Genomic DNA, 22352 nt, shown 5'->3' with positions numbered 1-22352 from the left:
AATGAGTTTTCGAGACAAGACGGCCTATTGGCGCCGCGCGCTCTGGCACGCCCGCCAGGGCGGCATCGGGCAGGTCAAAAGCTACCTGCACCGCAGCACCACGGAGCGTGACGAGGCCAGCCTTGCAGGCGTCCGCGGTGCGGAAGGTGCTTGGCGCGGCTTGGGTCGCGGCCGGCACCTGATCTTCCGGGAAGCGGCTGTTGACGCAGCGCAGCCACGGAATCCGCACCTGCGCGTAGGCATCATCATGGATGACTTTTCCGCGGCGGCGTTCGCCGCCGAGTGGACCGTCGTGGCGCTTAGGCCGGACAGTTGGGCCCAGCAGCTGCGCGACGAGGCACTGGGCTTCGTAGTCGTCGAATCCGCGTGGGCGGGCAACGCCGGGCTCTGGCGGGGCAAAATCACGGGCCCGGCGGGTCCCTCGGCGGCCTTCATCGAGCTCGTTGACGGGTGCCGGGCCGCTGGACTCCCGGCTGTCTTTTGGAACAAGGAAGACCCGCCCCACTATGAGGACTTCCTGCCTGCTGCGAAACTCTTCGACCACGTCTTCACCACTGACGCCAACATGCTGCCCCGCTACCGCGAGGATCTGGGCCATGAACGGATTTCCGTGCTGCCCTTCGCCGCGCAGCCCCGCATCCACAACCCGTCCCGACCGCGGCACGGTTGGCACACCCGCGAGATCGCCTTCGCCGGCATGTATTTCGCGCACAAGTACGAGGACCGCCGGCGCCAGATGGAGTTCCTCCTCGGAGCGGCCGTGGACGCGACTGCGGGCAAGCGCCCCGGATTCGAAATCTTTTCGCGCCAGCTCGGCCGGCAGCCGCAGTATCAGTTCCCCGGAATCCTCAAGAAGCACGTTGTGGGCTCGCTGTCCTACAAACAGATGCTGACCGCCTACAAGGCTTACAAAGTCTTCCTCAACGTCAACTCCGTTACGGACTCGCCGTCTATGTGCGCACGGCGGATTTTTGAGATCACCGCGGCCGGATCCTGCGTGGTGTCCACGCCCAGCGCCGCCATCACGGAGTTCTTCCCTGGCAATGAAATTCCCACCGCGGACAACCGGGACGACGCCACGCACCTGCTGAAGGCGCTGACCGCCAACCCGGACTATGCACAGCGCCTCGTCCACAAGGCCCAGCGCAGAATCTGGGCGAAGCACACCTTCAGCCACCGGGCAGAGTCCATCGCGGCGGCAGCGCTGCCCGCGCGGGCCGCCGCGGCACCGCGGGCCCAGGTTTCGGTCTTGGTTTCAAGTTTCCGTCCGCAGCAGCTGGAACACGTCATTGCCGGGGTGGCTGCCCAGCAGGACGTGGATGTCCAGTTGGTCTACCTTGCCCACGGGTTTGAGATCGACCAAGTCGCGTTCCGCCGGAAAAGCCTGGAAGCCGGGATTCAAGACGTCGTAGTTCTCCAGGAGCCGCAGCAGACCACGCTCGGTGAGTGCCTCAATTCGCTCGTGGCGAAGGCCGACGGCCGTTTCGCCACCAAATGGGACGACGACGACGTCTACACCTCCTTGTACTTGGGCGACCAGGTCCACGCCATGATGTACTCCGAAGCCGAAGTTGTGGGCAAGCGCGCGCACTACATGCACTTGGCCGGGGCCGGGGCGACCATCCTGCGTAACCCGCAACTTGAACACCGCTACGTCGAATCGGTCTCCGGACCGACGATCTTCGCCGCCACGGACACGTTCAGGCGTTTTCCATTTCAGCCGGTGCCGCGCGGAGAGGACTCGCGTTTCCTGAGCGACGTCATCGAGGCCGGGGCCCGGATCTACTCGGCAGACCGCTTCAATTACTGCCAGATGCGGGGCGCCGACGTGGCCTCGCACACCTGGCCCATTACCAATGAAGAGCTTCTGGCTACTTCAAATATTCAGTTCTTCGGTTCGCCCGAAGACCACATTTTAGTTTAGGGGAGACATGGACGAGACGATTTTTGATGTTGCCGTCATCGGGCTCGGCTACATCGGCCTGCCCACCGCGGCCAGCTTCGCCGCCAAGGGCAAGCTGGTAGCCGGCGTCGACGTGAAACAGTCCACCATTGACGCTGTCAACCGTGGCGAGGTTCCGTTCGTGGAACCCGACATGGGCGTGGTGGTCTCAGGCGCCGTCAGCCTCGGCAACCTCGTGGCCATGGCCACCGTTCCTGCTGCTGACGCCTACATCATCGCGGTGCCTACCCCGCTGGCCGAGGGCAACGGTGCGGACCTGTCCTACCTTCGCAGCGCGGTGGAGGCCCTCGCGCCGAAACTTCGCGGTGGCGAATTGGTGGTCCTGGAATCAACGTCGCCTCCAGGCACCACCGAACGCCTGGGCGCGCACCTCATGGAGTTGCGGCCTGACCTCTCACTCGACGCAGCTCCCGGGAAGAAGCAGGTCCACGTTGTGCACTCCCCGGAGCGTGTCCTGCCCGGCCGGATCATGATCGAAATCGTCACCAACGACCGTGTGATCGGCGGCCTCACAGAGGAAGGCGCTCAGCTGGCCAAGCGGCTGTACGAGGTCATCTGCCAGGGTGAAATCCTGCTGACGGATGCCACCACCGCCGAGATGACCAAGCTGGTTGAAAACACGTTCCGTGACGTCAACATCGCCTTCGCCAACGAGCTCTCCTTGATTTGCGACAGCCTCGGCATTGACGTCTGGAGGCTGATCGAGCTCGCAAACCACCACCCGCGCGTGAACGTCCTTCGCCCCGGCCCCGGAGTCGGCGGCCACTGCATCGCCGTCGACCCCTGGTTCATCGTGGACGCCGTCCCGGAGCACTCCGGGCTGATCCGAACGGCCCGTGAGGTCAACGACTCCAAGCCGCATCACGTCGTCCGGCAGGCGGTTCAATCCTTGGCCAATCAGCCTGGCGCTACTGTGGCTGTCCTGGGTTTGGCCTTCAAGGCCAACATCGACGACGTCCGCGAGTCGCCGTCGGTGACGATCGTCCAGGAACTGGTCCGGCAGTTGCCGGACAGCACAATCCTGGTGGTGGATCCGAATGTTGAGGAACTCCCCGCCGCCCTGGCAGCCTCCGGACTCTCACGCCTCCACGGCATGGAAGAGGCCGTAGCCGAGGCAGATCTCGTGATGCTGCTGGTGGACCACGATGACTTCTTGGCTATCGACCCGCTGTCTCTCGAAGGCAAGCAGCTCATCGATACCAAGGGCATCTGGAACCAGCAACACCCTGTGGAGCCCGGCCTGCTGCATACGCCCGTAGGGGCCTCGGTCGGTGGATAAGGGAAGCCAGGCTGTGTCAGCGTCCATTAAAGAAGAGCTGCGGCATGCCGGCTTTGCTCTCAAGGCCCTGCACACGCCGCGGCAAGAGACCCCCCTAGTTCGGATCCTGGTCCGGGCCGCGAAAGCCACGGATCTGGAGATTGCAGGGACCGTCGCCTCGCTTTTCGGCTCCGCCTGCCAGGACTTCGCCGTCGACATCCTCGTGGCGGACGGCGGGCGGCCAAAGCTGGAAGAATGGCTCGCCACCGACCGCCGCTTTTCGTTCCTCGCGGGCGACGGGGAACAACCGGCCGAGGCGGCCTACACGCTGGTCCTCAACGCTGGCACGGCCTTGGGCATGCACTCGCTCGAGGCGATGATGGAGACCCTGCGTCACACGCAGGCACTGGTCCTCAGGGCGCTGGTGGACGGGCAGCCCGGTGCAATAGAACTGTGGCAGACGGCCACCCTCCGGGAGCTGTCAGAATCCGGTGATCCCGAGAAGTCAGCGCGCAGCGCCGGCGGCGAACGCTGGGTCTCCGGCAACGCCCTGGGCCTGCACGACTTCCGGCGGCCCAAACCCAAGCTGCACCTACGCAAGGGGGCCGCGGCAACCCTGGACCTCAACATCGTGGTCCGGGACTTGGCTGACGCCGCCACGCGCGTGGACTACGAGCAGAAGATCCGGCACCTCGAAGCCCGGCTCAGGAAGTCCGAGATCGAGCGCCGCCGCCTGGAACAGGGCCTTGCCCCGAACCGCGGCCTCTCGCGCGTCCGTGCGATTGCCCGCAAGGGCCCGGCTTACATCCTCGGCCGGCTTAAGGCACGCGCAGGCCGGGCGGGGAGCTAGCAGCATGCAGATCAAGAGCGTTGTCGTCGGCTCGGCAGAGCACTCCATGGCGCAGCTGGCGTTGGACCTTGGACTGGACTACGCCCGCACTGACTGGGAGCACCGCGACCCAAGGGCACGGTCCGGCTGGGAGCACGCCGTCCCTGCAGACCAACTGTGGTGGCACCACTACGTTGTGCAGACGGAGTCGCTCGCCGAGGCCCGGTCGCTGCTTCCCCTGTTCCGCAGCGAGGGACGGGCGCAGCACTTTGTGCTTGTCATCCGCGGGCTCTTCCCGGCCGCCGGTCTGCCGGTCTGGACTCCACGCAGCCTTCAGGTCAAGGCTGGCACATCAGCCATGACAGTGCCGGGACTCGGGTTCGCCGTGGTGGTTGATGGCGGCAAATGGGTGAACGTGCATGCCGCAGCCCTCGCCGCATTGGGCTGCTGTTCGCCTGCCCCGCTGCGTCCGGCGCTGGGGGGACTGCGGGTCGGCATCACCGAGCCCGCCGACAGCGCGTGGCTCGCGGGGGACGCGCTGGGCAGCTTCATGACGGAACAGCTCCTCCAGCCGGAACCGGATGACATCTATTCCGTCGATGTGCTGGTTGGCCCCGTCGACGTCGCACAAATGGCAGTACAGCCGCGACGGGTAACCCCGCCGGTCTGGACTCCGCCGGCGACGGCGCTGCCTCCCGTTGACACCGCCGTCGTTTCGCCCATGGGGTTCCTCCCGTATCCGGATAAGCCGGCGCGTGCCCTCGAACCAGCGGAGCTTGGCCGCGGCGGAGACCTCAGCGAAGCGGATCTTGCCGCCCTGCGGCCGCACGGCTACCTTGACGTTGATGGCGGTCGCTTCGATGGCCTGGACCGGCAACTGGCGCGACGCCTGAGCCAGCTCGCCGTCGCCGGCGTGCCGATGTTGACGCGCGCCTTGCAGTCCCCGGTACGGTCCCTGCTCGGTGATCGGCTGGTGGACTGCATCGAGGCCTTCGACGCCGGCGATCCCGCTGTGCTGCGGGAATCGAAGTCGATCGACCTGCGCCGGACAGCGCTGGACCTCTGCAGCCCGCGCGCCGTCTGGAACACCGTGCTGGGCCAGCTCGGCAAGCCGCTGCTTCCCTTGCCTTCCGTGAGCGTGGTTTTGGCCACCCGGCGGCCAGAGAAGCTGGCGTCCGCACTGGAGCAGCTGGCGCGCCAAAGCTGGGACGCCCTGGAGGTGGTCGTGGTACTGCACGGATTCGCCGCCGATCTGCCCGAAGTCCGGCGCGCCGTCGAGGCCTATCCCGGCGAGCTGCAGCTGCGCTCCGTTCCGGCCGACATGATTTTTGGCGACGTGCTGAACGACGGTGTCCGCGCCGCCAGCGGCGATCTTGTCTGCAAGATGGACGACGACGACTGGTACGGCCCGCACCACCTGCGGGACCTCGTTCATGCCAAAGACTTCAGCGGTGCCGTCGTCGTGGGAGCGCAAGTTGAATTCGTGTACCTGGAAAGCCTGGACATCACTACTCGGAGGCCTCCGCTCGGCGAGCAGTACTCGGACCACGTTGCGGGCGGCACCATGATGCTCGGCAGGGACGAGCTGCGTCAGCTGGGAGGATGGCGGCCCGTCCATCGTGCGGTGGACCGTTGCCTCCTGCAGGCGGTCCAGGCCGCGGGCGGGCTCATCTATCGCTCCCACGGCCAGAACTATATGATGCAACGCCACTCCGACGCGGATTCGCACGGCGGTCACACGTGGAATCCGGAGGACAGCATTTTCCTGCAGAGCGTGGCGGAGCAGTGGGACGGCTTCCGGCCGCCGCCACAGCTCGGCGAGGAGAAGGAGGCCAAAGGTGCCCGCGGCCAAGCCTTCCGCAGCCATTTTTCGGATGTCTCCCGCTAGAAGTCACTGCCAAGCCAATCAACAACTCGATGCCACCTGGGGAAATAATTTGAACGTCAAACAGCTCATCCGCAGAGCAGGGAAGCTCACCCTGAGGAAGAAGGCCGCTGCGGCGGGGCTGGCTGCACTGTTCTTCACGGTTCTCGCGGGCGCCTACTTCCGCTCCGGATTCATCCTCCTCCCGGCTCTAGTGCTGATGCTTGTGGCCGTGCTGGCTGGAGTGGCGAAGATGGACACTGCGTTACGGCAGGCACGTCGAGCAGCAAAAGTGTCCGCTCTGCTACCGGTCCCCGCCCCGCAGCCGGCAGCCGAGGGTGTGGGACCTGCCCATTGGTGGGGAACGAAATCAAACATCCCGCCCGCCAAACTGTCTCAGCGGCTGACGAAGCTCCGCTCCTTCGACGGCCGGGACGTGCTTGCCCGAAGCGTGACATCAGGTCGCTTGGACTGGCAACAGATGGAACATACCCTTGAGCTGTTCCGGATGGGAGGCCAAGCACAGGACTCGATCCTCAACGTGCTCGACTCGACTGCCAAGGGCAGACTCCTGGTTCTGGCAGACACCTGCTACCGGCAAAACATCCGCCAAGACGACATCCTTAACGCCGCGACGATCTATCAGTATGTCTACGGCAAACTGGGTCCGAAACACTTCCAGGGCAAACGCCGGGGTGAGTTCTTCCTTGACGCTCTGGCACAGACGGGACGCGGTGACCAGACCCTGGAACTCGAGGGCCTCTGTGACGCGGATAACAAGAATCCGAACGATCTCCATCTCTACAGGGCCAACGCAAGAAATCCTTTCCGTGACTCGTCCCGCACGGTAGACGAATGGCTGGCGGAGATCAATGCCATGTATGAGGCCGCTGGCCTCGCACCAATTCGGCTCAAAGACTGCGCTGAACCGGCCTTCCTCCGGCTGTCCGCGGATCCCGTACCGGCTATGACCGAAGGGCCGCTGGTAACGATCGTGATGCCGGTCTTCCGCCCTGACGCATTTACCGATCTCGCGATCGAGTCCGCGCTTGCTCAGAGCTACCGGAATATCGAGGTCATCATCGTCGATGACGGTTCGGGGGACGTTCTTGCGGACCGGCTTGAGAAGTGGGAACTTGCCGACCCGCGGGTGAAATTGGTGCGCAACACGCTAAACTCGGGAGCATACACCTCCCGTAATATCGGATATTCAATGGCCACCGGCGAATTCATCACCGTCTTCGACGGGGATGACTGGCAGCACCCCCAAAAAATCGAAATGCTGGTGGCGGGGGCAGTCCGGCAAGAAGACCGCGCGCTGGTCTCGGCACCGTGGTCACGCGTTGGCGAAGACTTGATGTTCCATTACCGAGGCTGGAGGGGAGCCTATGTAACTCCCGCCCACGTCTCAGCGATGTTTCCTGTCAGCATCATCAAGGAGCGTTTGGGCTACTGGGACACCGTTCGAAAAGCGGCAGACACCGAGTTCATTCTTAGATACCAGCTCCTGGTGAACGACAAGGAAGTCCTGGAAGTCACCCAAGCACCCCTGACGCTTTCGCTGGTGGGCTCCACCAACCTGTCCATGGACGACTTCCGGATGGGCTACCGCTCACCCGATCGGGTGGCCTACCGGGCCGCCTACGAACACTGGCACCGCCAGATCCGCCACGGCCACCACAGCGGCTACTTGGACTTTCCCCCTGGTCGGCGTGCCTTCCCCGCGCCGGCCAGGTTTCTGCCCGCCCGGCCAGAGCCGGTTGAACTCGACGAGCTCTTCGTCGGCGATTTTGGCGCCCCTAGGGAGAGCGCTCCGGCTATGTGGCGCGACATCGACGAAGCTCGATCGGCGGGACGCCGAGTCGGGATGATGCATGTTCCCAGCATCCTGAACACGATCTCGTTCAACACATCCTTCAGCGAACAAATGCTTGACGAGTTCGCTGCGCAACGGATCACGCGGGTGGAACTGACGGACGATCTCCATTCCCGGATCGTCAACGTCTACGACCCCACAAGCTTCCAGTTCACGCGCGAATTGCGGGGCGGCCACACAGCGGACACTATAATGGTTCGAGCTTCCGAACCTCCCTTCAACCCGCATACTGGAGTTCACACATATGCCGTCACGACCGTCGCCCGCAACCTTGGCACGATCTTTGGCGGAGCTGTTCAGTGGACCTCCGAGGACCCTGACGTGGCTGCCGTCCTGGAGCGGACCATTGGCAACCCGGCTCCGACGGAAGTTCCGGACAGCGAGGTTCCGAAGTTCCTGGCGACTGTCAACCAAGGCTAGGACCGGGCCGCTGGTGGTTCCAGCACCTGGCACAACGGCCGCGCGAGCCAACCCGATCGACTGGAACCATGTCGATGATTGGGATTCGGACAATCACGTCGCCAAGCTCACTGCAGCGCCCGGGGCATCCATCACTTCACTTCCGGAGCAGGATACACACATCGTCTTTGAGCCGGCACTTCGCGATGGACTGCCACTTAGGATGCTCTTCGAGCCGGCGAACAGCGAGACGCTGGTGATTTCACTGCACGGGGCCATGAACCGTGGTCGGTTCAGGATTCCCCGGTTCGAATGGCGGCGTACGCTTAACCGTCTCGACTCGGCCAGGCTTTACCTCTCCGACAGTACGCTCGAGATCAACGGCTCCCTGGAAATCGGCTGGTACATCGGCACGGAAGGCCAGGATCTCATTGCCGACTATGCGGCAGTGGTAAACCAGATTATTGCCGCCGGCGGCTACTCAAGGGTCGTTTGCGTCGGCAGCAGTGCGGGCGGATATGGCGCACTTGCACTGTCCCGCCGGATCCCCAACTCCGTTGCCGTAGCATTCTCGCCCCAGACAACCATTGGCGGCTATCACTTGGCTCAACGAAAGGCGTTAGCATCCGCCGCCTTTCCCCGGCACAAGACCTATGAGCAGGTCGAGAACGATTTCGGAACCAGAGTCAATTTGCGCAAATTGTACCAAGAATTGCGCCCGGTTAATTTTGTGCATTTTGTTCAAAACACCGGTGACCAGTTTCATTTTGAGGCCCATTATGTGCCGTTCGCCTTGGCGAACGGCGTCAATCCGGACAAGGGCGGCTTCAACCCGCGACGGCGAGTAAATTTTGTGGCTGAGCGCTACGAAAACGAGCATGCACCTCCCGCCCGGGGATACTTCCTCGACCACATCCAGCAGGCGCATTTGAACTTCTACGGCCGAGAGCTTCCTCTCATGCCCCCCGATCCGGTACGCGACGCAGAACTAGGACCACGATGACATTACTGCCTGCCCCTCCCGCGGACGCGGATCTGGACCGCCTGATGTACAGGTACGGCTTCGTGGTGTCTAAGTCCCCGGCTGAAGCTCCTTCGCTGGCCGGCTGGAAGGCCGTGCCCGTGGGAGATGTATACCTGACGGTGCATCCGGAGACCCGGTTTGTCACCGCCGTCGCGGATGGGCGGCATCTCGCGCTGGTGGGACAGGCTTTTGACCCGGAAAAAGGAATCTATCTGGAGGGCGATGTCCTGGCAGCTCTCTTGGACGCCGTGGCCAGCGACGAAGATTTTTACGCCGTTCTCGACCGGCTGGCGGGCAGGTTCGCGCTGATTGTCCAGACGGACGGCAGGACCGAAATCTATCAGGACGCCATGGGGTCCAGATCGGTCTTTTACTCCACAGCCGGGGCGCCCATTGCGGCGTCACACGCCGAGATCGTGGCCGATTTGATCGGCGCGCGCTTCGCGGACTTCTTCGTGCCTTTTCTTACCTCGCGAAATTACCAGCAGCGGGATGTGAAGTACCTGCCCGGCGTCGCGACGCCTTACGAGCACGTGGTTCAGCTGACACCGAACACTAAGCTGATCATGCCGCACCAAACGGTCGAACGCTTCTGGCCGCGGGAAAACATCGGAATGCAGACGACAAATGAGGAAGCAGTTGCAGCCTTAGTGGCGCACCTGCACGGTCTTCGCTGGTACTTGGCGATCAACGGACTGCGCCCTGTGCTGGGCTTGACGGCAGGCACGGACAGCAGGGGGGTCTTTGCTGCCACGAAGGACAGCAATCCGGTCATCTTCACCTACGTACGCAGCGAAGCGGCCACCATGACAGGCTCACCGGACGCCCGTATGGCGTCGGAGATCGCTGGAGCCTATGGGTTGGAAGCGCAGGTCTGGCCCATCCACAACCGCCTCACACTCAATCAGACGGACGACGCGCTATCCGAGGCGTTCCGCCGGGCCACCGCCTATTATCGAGGGCCCGGCTCGCCATGGCTCGGGCGCTTGGCGGCGACAGGGGAAAAGGTGCGGGACGGGCTCTTTATCCGCGGCTTCGGCGGGGAGGTGATGCGTGGCTTCTACCAAAGCCAGGACAAGCGCATTACCAAAGTCAACGTCCAGCAACTTTCAAATGCCTATGATGTCAACGCCGGCTCGCGCATCACACGGGGCTTTTTTGAGGACATGATGAGCCGGGTGTCGTTCACAACGGACTCGCTCAAAGGTTACGACCCGAACGACATTTTCTATTGGGAGCACAGGATGGGAACCTGGGGGAGTGTGTCCATGTCTGAGGCCGATCTGGCTATGCCATCGATGGTGGCGTACAACTCCCGTAATCTCTTCAAGACGTTTATGGCGCTGCCGGAGGCGGTGAGGGCCAGCAGGTCGGCCTTCGAGGTGGCCACCCTCGAGTTGGCCCCAGCCTTGAAGGATATTTGTTCCTAGGCCGGAAATGTCCGTTTCGAGACGCAGCGGCGTCTCGAAACGGACATGACTAACGGTGACTGGGATACCGTCGTAGTCCGCTCAGAGTGAGGCGTAGAGCCGGCCGGTGCTAGTCAGGCTGCCGTCCGTGTTGTATAGGGCAGAAGACCCCATTACCGGGTCACTGATGGACCGCGTCTTCCACGCGAATCGCTCAACGAACGGCAGCTGTCGCATTCCGGCTATGGTTGCCCGCATGAAGTCGTTGGTCTGGGTCCTGCTGTAGCGGCTGGGGCGGGTTGACGTGGAGCTCCAGTCCGCTACCGCATACTCGGTCACCCACACAGGCTTGCCGTACTTTTCATGCAATGCGGTGACCTTGTTCAGGAAGTCCTGAGCGTTGGGCCACGCATAGCAATGCATGGTCACGAAATCGACGCGGAGTCCACGTTTCTTGGCCTTGGACATAAATTCCTCAAGCCACAGGCTCGAGGGCTTAGCTGTCGCTGGCGACCCCAGCCTCAGACCGGTTGCCTGAAGTTTGGGCCACAGGCTGATCGCTTGGTCCACAGTCATGTTCGCCTGGGACCGGACGTCCGGCTCGTTAAACCCCAGAAGATGCTTGGACTTCGTGAGCGGCAACTGGCTGGTGGCGTACTTGATGGCTCCCTGATCCAGGGATTTTGCGCTCCGGATCATGGGCACAAAGCCTGGCGTGGTCGTCACGGTGTATTTGGAGCCCCAGGAGTAATACCAGCTAAGATTTAGGCTCCTAATCTGCCGGAGTGCCAAAGCATCAGTACCGGCGTGGCTAACGCCCTTCAGCGCTTTGACGGCCGGGAGCACCGTTGGGGACATCGCCATGCCGGGCTGTAGAAGGGCCGCCTGCGCTGGGACGGCGTTGGCCGCGAGGAGTGCGCCGGGAGCCGCCATTGCGGCGAGGGGGATCGTGAGAAACTTACGGCGCTCCATAACGACCTTTCTGAAATAGTTGGCTGACGCTTTTAGTGCGGTGGAGGCTGCGCCGGTGGATCTCCGGATTTGCGTGACGCACAAAGGGTAGGGCGAGAAAAAAATAGCACGGTTGGCTCAGCCTAAAGTGCGATTCGAACGCAGGATTGGCGCAGTTTTTGGCCTGGCCATTATCTATCCGATCCAGCCCCGGGGGTTTTCATCGTTTTGGCTTCGCGGGGGTTTGTTCAAAAGCTCAAATTTGCCGTGGCGAGGAAAGTCTGGTATCAAGGCTCAATTTGTCCCGGTCGTGATGGGCTACGACTTTTGATGCTTATCCGGATGTCAGGAGTATGTCGACACTTCCCCGTGGCCGCGAATACTCTCGGGCAGCGCCGGCTTTGGTAGCATTGCCTGTGGCTCCCTCGCCCCATGGCACCTCACGCTTGTGGTTCCCGCGCCCCCGATGGCACCTCACGCCTGTGGTTCCGCGCCCCCGATGGCACCTCAAGAGATCGCAGGTTCATGAAGTTCAAGATTGTCAATTACCAGGCCCACCGAATCAGCGGTTGGGTGTACGAGCCCGACGCCGATCAGGGAACGACGGTGTTGGACCTCGTGGTCAACGGGGAGACAGTCTCCTCGTTCACTTGCAACATCTTCCGGGACGAACTCTCGGCTGAGGAGTTCAGCACCCGAAACGTTGGCTTCCTTGGCAATTTGCCTCCGCAGTTCTGGACCGGTGATGAGCACGACGTCGCCCTCATCCACCGGGGGACAGGCAATGTCCTCAGGCAAAAAGGGATCAGTACATCTGATTCCAGGATCGCGGGCACGGAGCTCAGCGCCGACTTCATGGTTACTCCGCAGGGCCAAGTGGCCGGATGGGCAAGCGCTGAAAATCGTCCGGCATACGCCAGAGTGACCGTGGACGGAACTGTCATCCACCAAGGGAAATCCGACCGGCGTGTCCTCCCCTGGAAGCGCGACACGGTGCAATTCGACGCCCCCTTCGGCTATATGCACGGCATCCAGATTCCTGCGGATTTCTTCGACGGGCAGGCCCATCGGGTCCAGATACACGCCGGTGGCGAGCCGCACACGCCGGTGCTGGTGTTGGACCAGACGCTGGAGCTCGCGGCAGAGCACAGTGACGCCGCAGCTCGCGAAGCACAGCGGCTGCAGCATGGTGCACCCGGAACTTCCTCCGCGTGGCTCAAGCCCGCACGGGTTCGCTCCGAGATGCGCGTGGCTCGCGTGGCACTGACGGAATGCTATGTCTCGATTGCTTTGTCGGGGGAGTCCCGTTACCGGCGGCTGGTCCTGCGACTGGGTGAGGCGGAAGTGACCCTCACGGCACTGACTGAGCCTTCCGAGAACACCCCCGAGGCCGGTGAGATCCAACGGTATGCCGGTGAAATCCCACTTCAAGGCAGAATCGCCGACTCCATTCCGCTGTACACCCCGGGTGCCGAAGTTGGTGGCACCTACGATCTCCGTCTGGGAGATGTCACGGGCCGCAGGCCAGCGGGGCTTCCCGAGGCAATCATTCAGGACGCAGGCGGGGAGTTCGTGCTCTCAGAGACTGTTCTCGACGGCGGGATGTTCACCGGGTGGGCATTCCACACGGCCGATCTCGATCTCCCCGTAGAGCTCGTCTTGCGTGAAGTAACCGAGACGGAAGAGACGGAGCTCAACCGGTCCTCGGCTGTCTTGAAGAACAAGGACGCCAAGCTGCAGCATGGCATCCGCCGAGCGGGGTACGCGCTGGCGCTGCCTTCCTCGGTTCTTGGGCTCCGTGCTGCCCATCTACGCCTTGTTGCCGTCCACCCGCAGGGGGAGTGGGTGCTCTGGGAGGACCGCGCCTTCTTGGCAACCGACAGCTTCTTGCTGGCTCAGGCGCTGCAGGCGTCATCCTCAATGTACGCAACTGAGCTTCTTCGCAATGCTAGGCGGGCTGGCCGCCGGGAATTTGTTGAGACTTTTCTGGGGACGTACCAGCAAGCCCGGACGGACATCAGCCTGGAAGCGCTCGAAGCAGCGATTTTCTCCCAAAAGCAGGGCGCCGGCGCTGTGCTGGAGCCCGCGCGAGGGGCGATCTGGTATTGGGTCGAGGAGCTGCGCGTCAATCCCGGCCGGCTCCAGTGGTTCACCGCTAACGCGATCCGCAATCGCAATGGTGGAGCCCGCGATGTCCTCGCTTACGCTGCCTCAAAAGGCCGCTACGACTTTGGCCAGCTTCATGGGGTCCTGGAGTCCTGCCGCGCACAACTTTTCCGGGAGTCCGCTGCCGGGATGTTGCGCGATGATCATTGGAAATCCGGTGTGCTCGCCATGACCCGGTTCCTCTATGCCGCTCCTCGAGATGAGACGGACCAGCTCGATGCGCTCACGCTGTACTCCATGCTCGAAGAGTGGCGGGGCCTGAAGGACATTGCCGGCGTCGACCGCGCCTTTTATGGTGACCTCCTTCGGTGGCGTGGTGATTTCGCAGAGTCGTGGAGGGTGCTCACAGCAGAAGATTCCGATGTCGAGCATGACTACTCGCAGAACCTCTTGGCGCTCAACGCGCTCAATCCTCGCGTGACTCGGGTGCCCGTTAACGCCGACGCCTGGCTGGCCGGCTTGAACGAGCTGCTCGAAGAGGGCGGGGCCGCCCCGATCTCGATGCAGGACGGCGGCGTTAGCTTTTACAACGTCACCACGGACCTGCCCCCAGCGGCTGAGGACCCGGACGCCCCGCTGGTGACCGTCATCATGCCGATATACGAACCCAGCGCCGCGACCAACACCGCGGTGGATTCACTCTTGCGGCAGACCTGGCGCAAGCTTGAGATCATCATGATCGACGACTGCTCACCCGAGCAGGACGCCGACGGCCGGCCCACTCCGTACCGGCAGCAGCTGCAGGACCTTGCCGCCCGCGACTCCCGCATTCGTCTGGTGCTCAATGACGTGAACCGTGGCTCCTATTCCGTGCGCAATGATGCACTCGACCTGGCCACCGGCGAGCTGATCACTGTGGCGGATAAGGACGACTGGCACCACCCGCAGCAGATCGAGCTGCAGGTTCGCGACTTCTTGGCGGCACCCGAACGCGTGGCGAATATGACCAATTGGGTGCGCGTGGACGAGCACCTTACTCTGGTGCTGCGCTCCGCCACGGGACGGGTGGTGTACCCATCCATGGCCTCATTGATGTTCCGTCGCGACCCAGTGCTGACGGACCTCGGCTACTGGGACACCGTCCGTAAATCCGGGGACTCAGAGTTCAAAAGTCGGATCGAGAACTACTACGGCACCGCCGTGCAACCGATTACCACAGCGCCCCTGGCGTTCGCTCTCATGGACGGCGCGAACCTGACCCGTGACGACATGGGTGTGGGTTACCTTGCTCCGGAACGCCGGGCCTACCTTCGTGGCTACAAGAGTTGGCATCGCGAGATTCGGGAATCTGGCGAATCACCGTACATGCCGAAGTCGCCAGACGCGCGGCGCTTCGTCGCCCCGGCCGCTTACCTGCCAGGGGCGCGCTCGGAAGGGCCGGCACAGTACGACGTGGTCTTCGCCTCGGAGTTCGGCTTCCTCGCCGGCAACTCCACTTCGCTCTTCAATGAGATCTCGGTCTGTCTGAACGCTGGCCTCCGGGTCGGTGTGATCCCGATCCAGAACGGCCTGATCCCGTCCGCTTCCAGGCGGCAGTTCAGCCGCAAGATCGATGACCTGGTCCTGACGGGCCAGGTGGACCGGCTGTCCCTGGGCACCGCAGCTGAGACTGATCTTCTTATCGTGCGGTGGCCCACCGCGCTGCAGGTGGCGCCGGACGTGCCCGCCAGGCTGAAACCCAAGAAGGCCGTCATCGTCTCCAATCACCCGCCGTTCGAACCGAGCGGGGAGCGGCGCAGCTATGACATCGGCGTTGTCACCCGCAACGTCGAGGCGCTATTCGGCGTCCGGCCGCTCTGGGCTCCGCAGAGTGAGCAGATCGGCGCTATGATCGCGCCGCTCATGCCGGCCTCAGACCTGACAAGCTTCTCCTGGAAGGGCATTATCGAGCTCAAAGAGCAGGCGACCCACAACCGCTACCGGGCGGGCCGGCCCACCATTGGGCGGCATGCGCGCGATGACGCCGCAAAGTGGCCATCTGACCGGCAGGTCTTTAAGCAGGTGTACCCGGCTGACGGCTCCGCGGATGTCTGCATACTTGGCGGCGCCAAGGTGCCTGTGCGGAAGGGCTTCCTCCCGCGGAACCCTGCCTGTTGGGAGATCTTTGTCTTCAACGAGATCAGTGTTGAAGAATACCTGTCCGAGAAGATCGACTTCTTCGTCTACTTCCACAGCGACGGCTGGCTTGAAGCCTTCGGCATGGCAATCCTTGAAGCCATGAGCTACGGGGTGGTGTGTGTCCTGCCACGCCACTTTGAACCAGTGTTCAAAGATGCGGCAGTCTATGCTGAGCCGGACCAGGTCAAGAATGTCATCAACGAGTTGTGGGATTCGCAGCGCTATGCGCAACAGCAGCAGCGCGCAGTCCGTTTTATCGAGCAGGAATGTACTCCGGAGGCCTATCTGAGGCGCTTGTCCGGTCTGGGCGTGGAAGTAGAGCAGAATGAAAGCTAAGAAGACATCGATCAAGCATCTGGACAGCGTCCCGCGCCATGACTGGGAGGGCCCGGCCGGCCTCGACGTCCAGGAGCGCGGCCTCTACACAGAGCGCTTCGAGGGTGAGCAGTTCGATTTCATCTTCGACCCCAAACCTGAGACGGGGCGCCTCATTGTGTTCTTCTCGGGAGATGCCCGACGAAGCACGTTCGAGCCGCCCGTATTCCAGCGCTGGAGCTGGGCTTCCAAGTTCCCTGCCAGCTGCCTTTACTTCTCAGACCCGGCGCTCTACCACCACAGTAATCTCGGGCTCGCCTGGTATGCCGGCAACAGCCAGGGCGACTACCTTGCGCACATAGCCGAGATCGTGGCTTCAGTCGCGAACACTATTGGCGCTGGCGAGGATCAGGTCTTCTCCTATGGGTCCAGCGGCGGAGGGTTCGCTGCGCTGCGCTTCGCGCGTTACTACCAAGGACTCCGGGTGATCGCGGTTAACCCGCAGACGGATTTGTGGAAGTATCCCGTCAAGTGGACAAAACGCATGTCGAAGGTCTGCTACGGCTCAGATGATCTTGGGGGGGTCCCGCAGGACCAGCAGTATAAGTTCTCAGCCCTAGATCCCGATGTGACGGCGGGAGCTGGCAGTATCTTCCTCGCTCAGAATGTGCAGGACACTGACCACTATGAGAACCACTTCACGCCCTTCAGAAATTACATGGAGTCCTCGGTCCATGCGGAGAAGCTCACGATCTGCGAATTCTCCGACGATTCCGGTCACGCCGGGGCAGAGAACCAAGAGACCTTTGACAAGATCCTGACCCACCTGAAGTAGAGGCCTCTGTCTGGGTGCTTTCGGGGGCAAACATCCTTGAATTGCTATGACAGCGTTTGCCCAAGGAGGTCCATGTGAAAAAGAATTTGAGAGTTGGACAGATCAAGTGAAGGATGAAAGCGTGACATACACAGGGGAACGGAACAAGCGCAGGGGTTCGATAATTGCGTTGCTTAGGAATCGCCTCAGCGCAGCGGCATTAGCCGTGTATCTTCTTCTCGCTGTAGGCTCCATCACCTCGTTGGTTATGGGTTCCGCCATTGCCGCTGCAGCTGCGGCAGTCGGCGCAGGAGCCGTGGTACTCATCGTCGTTTTGGACGTAAGAATCCGAATGAGCGAAAACGCTTCCGCTCTAATACGTGAGATGCGCGAGGCCAGGCGAAAGGCCATCGGATCCCATGATTACGCGGTTCGCGTTGAGAGCAGAGCTAAATTCCGTTACGACCGACTTTCGGGAACCTTGGCGAAAGCGCACGCCGAAAATGTCCAACAGCGCGCTGCCTTGAACGATTTGCTCGGCATGGTGGCATCTCTTCCCAAACCTATTACCGAAGACATGCTTAAGAAACGCTTCAGTGCACATTCTAGTGGCATGACGAAATGGCTTGAGGGGGCATTCGAGGTGCAAAGTCTTAGCGCCGATGCTCAGCGCGGATCGGAAATTGAAGACATGAGAAATATCATTCTGTCTGCCTTGGCTATTCAACGGGCAGAGCTCAACATTCTGGCGGATCGGTTGTTGGAAACCGCCCCGCGAGTTTAGTTCATAGTACCGGACAAATAGTTTTGAGTTTGGGGAAAACAGTGAGGTTCGGCGTGCAAACGGTTAAGTGGAATAAGTGGCGGGACCTTGAGCTGCCATCGGGCTCAGATGTTCCACGAAGCAAGGTCAGCGTAATCATCCCGGCAAGGACTGGACAAGAGCAGCTTGATATTTGTCTGGCAGCTCTGGCGGGACAAGATTACCCTGCAGATCTAATGGAAGTGATCGTGGTAGACCACGGGTCAATCCCAGCGCTTCGCCTCCCGGAATGGGCATCCCAGGGCTACCGCATCGTCCGTCACGAGGAGGGGAAGGGCCCCGGGGCTGCTCGTGCCGCGGGAGCCGAGCAGGCCCAGGGCGAAATATTGATGTTCATGGATTCGGATATCATTGCAAGTCGCTCCATGGTGGCCAACTACGTGAAGTGGCCCGCGGTGCTTGAAGAGGCCCTTGTTCTGGGGTTCCGCGATTTCATCGACCCGGTTGGTCTCACAGCCGACGATGTGAGATCCCATGCACAGACAGGGACTCTCGAAGAGTTGCTCATTCCGCGCCTCGGTCAGGAAGGGCAGGATTGGATTGACAATTTTCTTGAACGGTCGGACGACAACCAGGCCAACCGGGAAGACCTCTGGAACATTGTGGTCGGTGCAGGTTTGGCTCTGAGCCGCAGGTTCTACGACTACATCGGAGGTTTCCGAGATTTCCGTGTGCACGGAATTGAGGACACCGAATTTGGATTCCGCGTTTTTCAGGGTGGCGGAATAATAATCCCCGATCGGGCGTGCCACGGCTACCATTTGGGTTTACGGGCAATGAGTGTCAACGGTGAGAAGATCAAGCGAGACCGTCGAGGGCTCTTGGCCAATTACATCGCGCATGATCGCTCACGGCCCCGGCTCGTCAATGCCGTTTGGCAGGTCCCAAAGGTTCGGGCTCAGATCATTGCCCTCCCCGACGATAGCTTCGAAACCATACATTCAACTGCGGACGATTTGCTGGCCTCGTCCTTCACAGATCTCAGTATTGAGGTCTTCTCACAGAATTCCGTGGCAACAACGGAACTCATCGAATACTATTCTGCAAATTCCAGAGTTGTCGTCCTTGAGGAAAGACCGGTCTCCGGATTTCCCTCTCCGTTTACATTGAGGGTTGCTGCCGGAGTAAAGCTAGCAAGAGACAGTGTTGACAAAATTCTTAAGGATGCACTCGCCGACCCGAAGGGTGTCGTTGCTTACGTGGTGAACAACGATGGGGTGTCCCTTGAGTTCTGGCGCACACGGGCTTTGAGTCGTGCTGGGTTCTCCTCCGCTGTTTCCTCCGGAGCTGAAAGCCGACAATTTGTGCGTGAAATGTTCGGTGAAACTTGGAAATCTGGTGAAGAGGCTGGCATAAGTCGGCCAGTCGAGGAAGTGGTTGCCTCGATCGGGGCTTCGCGGGGAGCCACGGAATGACCAACACCTTACGGATTGACTGCCGCAAAGCGGGGCGAGACTCGGAGCTGACCTCCGTTCTGCCGGAGTCCGCGTTTTCCATCCATACACATGGCGCGTCAGTGCCCTTGGTTGTGGACGTAAATTGGGCGCAAACTGTGATGAACGAGATCGTGATTGTAGCTTCGTCAGTTGCGGATCTTAAGAAACTGCAATTGACTGCGGATTCATTCGGAAGTACCAAGTCCCTCAGACTTTTGGTCGCGGGACGGGTGCCCGGCAATCTCTTGTCGACTCCGCCAGGAATTGTGAACGGCCGCTATGCGCTGGAGACCAAGCGTCAATTTAGGCGCACTCCTATTGAGCACACTGAGCTCTACGTGAAACTGGCTCGGCAAGTGCCTCTCAAGCGGATCATTGCGGCGTGCCTCGGCGACGGCCTCCCGGCGCATCGACGAGTTACTCCATCGCTACGTATTGGTTTGGCCCCAAACGTAGATTCTGGCTGGGGCTTCGGGGACTCCATGGCGAAGCATCTTCCGGCCTCGACTTTGTATTCGAACGACGCTGGTAACAATCCCGGCCCCAAGCCGGAAGTTGACCTGCTCATCACCGCGGAAGTCGTAGAGCCCCTGCCCCTGGATCATCCGCCGGTTATCCGAATTAGGGAGACTGCGGGGGATACGTGGACGAGAATCGCTACAGCTGCACCTATGGATGAATTCAGAGGCTTCGCAGCCGATTTAGATGCCTTACTGTCAATTCCCCCGGTTGATACAGAGGTGATAAACCCTGTTGGGTTTGACCCAATCCCTTCATCGGGTAGTTGCAGTATTAGGCGATCAGGTCGCCAGGGCCAAAAACTCGTTGCAGACACAAGTTCTGTTGTTCTGGGCTATTTGGATGACGCGAGGCTTAGCGAGCGTTTGGTTGGCGCACTTCGCACCTTTTCATTCGTCAATGACTATGCTGATTCCCACACAGGTCCGGCGCAAAGGGCGTCTTTCCTCATTGACGCTGCAGCAGCTGGCGTGCCTGTAGTTCCCCATGATTTGGACCCTCTGACCGCGCGTTACTTGTCGAACTCGCTTCACAAGGTTTACAACAACGCAACCGAAAGTCTCTTTGGGGACCGGCTTTCGAGGGAGGCGTTCGTCGCTTCAGCTCACAGGGCCGCGTACCAAGGACATGGGAATAGAAACGTCCTGGACCTGTTTTTGAATGCTGCTGGACGTGAAGCCAAACATACTCCGCGTCCGACGATCAGTGTCCTGATTCCGTCTAAGCGTCCTGAATTCATTTCTAATGCCATTGAGCAGCTCCGCCGCCAGAGCTGGAAGTCTATTCAGCCGATATTTGGCTTCCATGGATTCACCGTAAGCGACATTTCCGTGCAGGATCGTAGCGAGCTCTCCTCGATGTCGGCACTGGTCCATGAGGCTCCTGCGGATTCAGTTTTTGGAGACCTTATGAATTCCATGACAGAGATGGCGGACGGTTCTCTCATCGCCAAGATGGATGATGACGACTGGTATGGAGAACACCACCTGGAGGACTTGCTTCACGCACACGAGTATTCTCGAGCGATCTTGGTTGGTAGCGGTGTCCAGTTCATCTACCTCACGAAGGCAGATATTACTGTCCGGCGTGGCATGGCGCAGGCGTATAAATATGGTGGTCATCCCGGCGGTCCCACGATACTCCTCGCCCGAGACGACCTTCGGTCGGTTGGCAATTGGGCAAGGGTTAATAGGGCAATTGATACTGCCCTGGCCGACGCAGTGGCGGCAGCCGGAGGTTCGGTCTATCAGGGTAACCCCCTGAATTTCCTCTTCAATAAACGTGCCAGCGGTCACACATGGAATGCAACCCAGGAATACTTTCTCCGCGGCAAGATCGATCAGTGGACTGGCTTGCAGCCGCCTCCTGGGTTCACAGACATAGCGGCAAGTCAGATTAGGGATCGGTGGCGAACTCGTCCTTCAACTCTTGTGGATACCAGTGACTTCCGTAGCACATGTCTCCCACGGGCATCTGACGCGGTCGTTGTGGATCGTCTTGTGGCAAGGTCTCCAGATAGGATTCTCACTCAACGCCAGGCTCTGGTGGATCCGTGGATGTCCAGCTTCTTTGCTCAGGGTTAGCGGCATTTTGTGGCTGGTTGGGAATTAATTCCGTGTCGTAGCTGAAAAATGGGCCTGTGGAGTACGCAGTTTGTGGATGAACAGGCCGCTGTTCTGGCGGCGCTTCTGAGTATGACGCGGGTCGTGTACCTTCGGCTATTGACGAACCATCTGTCCCTGCGTTTCAGGTGTTTGGTTGAGGTGTTGTTCGCGTCCACTTTCGCCACTGTTGCGCCGGTGACTATGAGGACTTCGATTTCCTTCCACTATCGGAAGTCCGTGCGCCAGAGCTTGGTCGTCTCGGGCTGGGCGGCGTGGTCGACGAGTTCCCCGAGTCTGGTCTTCGCAGTGCTGGCGTCCTGCAGTGGGCCGGTGCGCAGCAGTTCCTTGACGTTCCACGCCGCCTCCAGGACGCTGAGTGGGCCATCGAGGTCGAAGACGTGGCTGGGCCAGTCGCTTACTTGATGGACGTCGTGACGCCAACGATGGCAGGCACTGGCCCCATTGATGCCACGGAGCTTTCGGGCAGCGGCGGTACTCTTCGATGTCCCATTCGGAGTCGGTGACGCGGCGGATGTTGCCGGACGGTACCCATGCCCAGTGCTTTTGGTCGGCCCCGTCAGTCCAGACGACGAGCATGCTGGAGGGGTTCCAGCCTTTGTCGACGGCGCAGACGCCGACCGTGCCGCCGCCGGCCAGCGGGACGCTGGCCTTGACCTTGGGGTATGTTCCGTACTATCAGGACCAGTTTGCCTTCGCCGAGAGGCCGGCTGCGGACCTGAGGTACTCGTAGGTTTCTCCGTCGAGAGTGAACGATGCAATGGCGCCATCGTACGGGAACGCAAGAAAGCGCCCGCCCACCGAGGTGAACGGGCGCTCGACTGATATGTAGTGATTGTTTGTCAAGGGCGTGGGGAAGCGGTCCCGGGTTGGGTTGCCCGGGACCGCTTCTCATTTTGCTTGCCGGTGTGTCTGGCGGGGGTGGTCAGCGTGTCAATGGCGACGGCGCGGTCAGACTGATATGCG

13 protein-coding genes are annotated in these 22352 nt (G+C 61.0%); 12 read left to right on the top strand and 1 reads right to left on the bottom strand.

All coding sequences use genetic code 11. The features are described from left to right. Position 1: 1 nt before the first annotated feature. Genes AC1DBX_RS20040 through AC1DBX_RS20010 form a run of 7 tightly spaced genes read left to right on the top strand, consistent with a single transcriptional unit; the run spans position 2 to position 10643 of the window. Positions 2–1924 (top strand): glycosyltransferase family protein, encoded by a 1923-nt coding sequence (locus tag AC1DBX_RS20040; RefSeq protein ID WP_476887752.1) that lies wholly within the window; start codon positions 2–4, stop codon positions 1922–1924. Between the two features lie 7 nt (positions 1925–1931). Beyond that, positions 1932–3242 (top strand): UDP-N-acetyl-D-mannosamine dehydrogenase, encoded by a 1311-nt coding sequence (wecC, locus tag AC1DBX_RS20035; RefSeq protein ID WP_476874363.1) that lies wholly within the window; start codon positions 1932–1934, stop codon positions 3240–3242. 13 nt (positions 3243–3255) lie between these two features. Further along, on the top strand, positions 3256–4071 hold the full coding sequence (locus AC1DBX_RS20030; RefSeq protein ID WP_476874362.1) for a hypothetical protein: 816 nt from the start codon (positions 3256–3258) through the stop codon (positions 4069–4071). Between the two features lie 4 nt (positions 4072–4075). Beyond that, positions 4076–5938, top strand: a complete 1863-nt coding sequence (locus tag AC1DBX_RS20025; protein ID WP_476932595.1) for a glycosyltransferase family 2 protein — start codon at positions 4076–4078, stop codon at positions 5936–5938. Continuing rightward, positions 5889–8210, top strand: coding sequence for a glycosyltransferase family 2 protein (locus AC1DBX_RS20020; RefSeq protein WP_476932594.1), 2322 nt, complete (start codon positions 5889–5891; stop codon positions 8208–8210). The genes AC1DBX_RS20025 and AC1DBX_RS20020 overlap by 50 nt, the downstream gene beginning before the upstream one ends. A 13-nt stretch (positions 8211–8223) precedes the next feature. Then, positions 8224–9192: an alpha/beta hydrolase family protein gene (locus AC1DBX_RS20015; RefSeq protein WP_476932593.1), complete on the top strand. Its 969-nt coding sequence runs from the start codon at positions 8224–8226 to the stop codon at positions 9190–9192. Beyond that, positions 9189–10643, top strand: a complete 1455-nt coding sequence (locus AC1DBX_RS20010) for a hypothetical protein (RefSeq protein WP_476932592.1) — start codon at positions 9189–9191, stop codon at positions 10641–10643. Before AC1DBX_RS20015 ends, AC1DBX_RS20010 begins: the two co-directional genes overlap by 4 nt. Positions 10644–10724: 81 nt before the next feature. On the opposite strand, the gene AC1DBX_RS20005 is transcribed toward AC1DBX_RS20010, so the two are convergent. Beyond that, positions 10725–11468, bottom strand: a complete 744-nt coding sequence (locus AC1DBX_RS20005) for a glycosyl hydrolase (protein ID WP_476932607.1) — start codon at positions 11466–11468, stop codon at positions 10725–10727. Positions 11469–12098: 630 nt separating this feature from the next. Here AC1DBX_RS20005 and AC1DBX_RS20000 point away from each other — a divergent pair. From AC1DBX_RS20000 to AC1DBX_RS19980, 5 genes are read left to right on the top strand one after another with little or no spacing between them, the layout of a single operon-like run. Further along, the gene (locus AC1DBX_RS20000) at positions 12099–16193 is read left to right on the top strand and encodes a glycosyltransferase (RefSeq protein ID WP_476932591.1); all 4095 of its coding nucleotides are present in this window, start codon (positions 12099–12101) and stop codon (positions 16191–16193) included. Next, entirely contained in the window at positions 16183–17007 is an 825-nt protein-coding gene (locus AC1DBX_RS19995) for a hypothetical protein (RefSeq protein ID WP_476932590.1), read from the top strand. The genes AC1DBX_RS20000 and AC1DBX_RS19995 overlap by 11 nt, the downstream gene beginning before the upstream one ends. A gap of 46 nt (positions 17008–17053) precedes the next feature. Continuing rightward, entirely contained in the window at positions 17054–17770 is a 717-nt protein-coding gene (locus AC1DBX_RS19990; protein WP_476932589.1) for a hypothetical protein, read from the top strand. A gap of 29 nt (positions 17771–17799) precedes the next feature. Next, on the top strand, positions 17800–19224 hold the full coding sequence (locus tag AC1DBX_RS19985; protein WP_476932588.1) for a glycosyltransferase family 2 protein: 1425 nt from the start codon (positions 17800–17802) through the stop codon (positions 19222–19224). Next, positions 19221–21347, top strand: a complete 2127-nt coding sequence (locus AC1DBX_RS19980) for a hypothetical protein (protein WP_476932587.1) — start codon at positions 19221–19223, stop codon at positions 21345–21347. The genes AC1DBX_RS19985 and AC1DBX_RS19980 overlap by 4 nt, the downstream gene beginning before the upstream one ends. Positions 21348–22352 lie beyond the last annotated feature (1005 nt).

It is taken from the genome of Arthrobacter sp. 10N44_2 (assembly GCF_056394385.1).
The sequence above is the reverse complement of the archived record's forward strand: the minus strand, read 5'-3'. Positions and strand labels throughout refer to the sequence as shown.

What these genes read in the sequence shown, in the direction of transcription:
- AC1DBX_RS20040 (WP_476887752.1), top strand. Translation starts at nt 2, where the DNA reads ATGAGTTTTCGAGACAAGACGGCCTATTGGCGCCGCGCGCTCTGGCAC.
- wecC (WP_476874363.1), top strand. Translation starts at nt 1,932, where the DNA reads ATGGACGAGACGATTTTTGATGTTGCCGTCATCGGGCTCGGCTACATC.
- AC1DBX_RS20025 (WP_476932595.1), top strand. Translation starts at nt 4,076, where the DNA reads ATGCAGATCAAGAGCGTTGTCGTCGGCTCGGCAGAGCACTCCATGGCG.
- AC1DBX_RS20010 (WP_476932592.1), top strand. Translation starts at nt 9,189, where the DNA reads ATGACATTACTGCCTGCCCCTCCCGCGGACGCGGATCTGGACCGCCTG.
- AC1DBX_RS20000 (WP_476932591.1), top strand. Translation starts at nt 12,099, where the DNA reads ATGAAGTTCAAGATTGTCAATTACCAGGCCCACCGAATCAGCGGTTGG.
- AC1DBX_RS19995 (WP_476932590.1), top strand. Translation starts at nt 16,183, where the DNA reads ATGAAAGCTAAGAAGACATCGATCAAGCATCTGGACAGCGTCCCGCGC.
- AC1DBX_RS19990 (WP_476932589.1), top strand. Translation starts at nt 17,054, where the DNA reads ATGACAGCGTTTGCCCAAGGAGGTCCATGTGAAAAAGAATTTGAGAGT.
- AC1DBX_RS19980 (WP_476932587.1), top strand. Translation starts at nt 19,221, where the DNA reads ATGACCAACACCTTACGGATTGACTGCCGCAAAGCGGGGCGAGACTCG.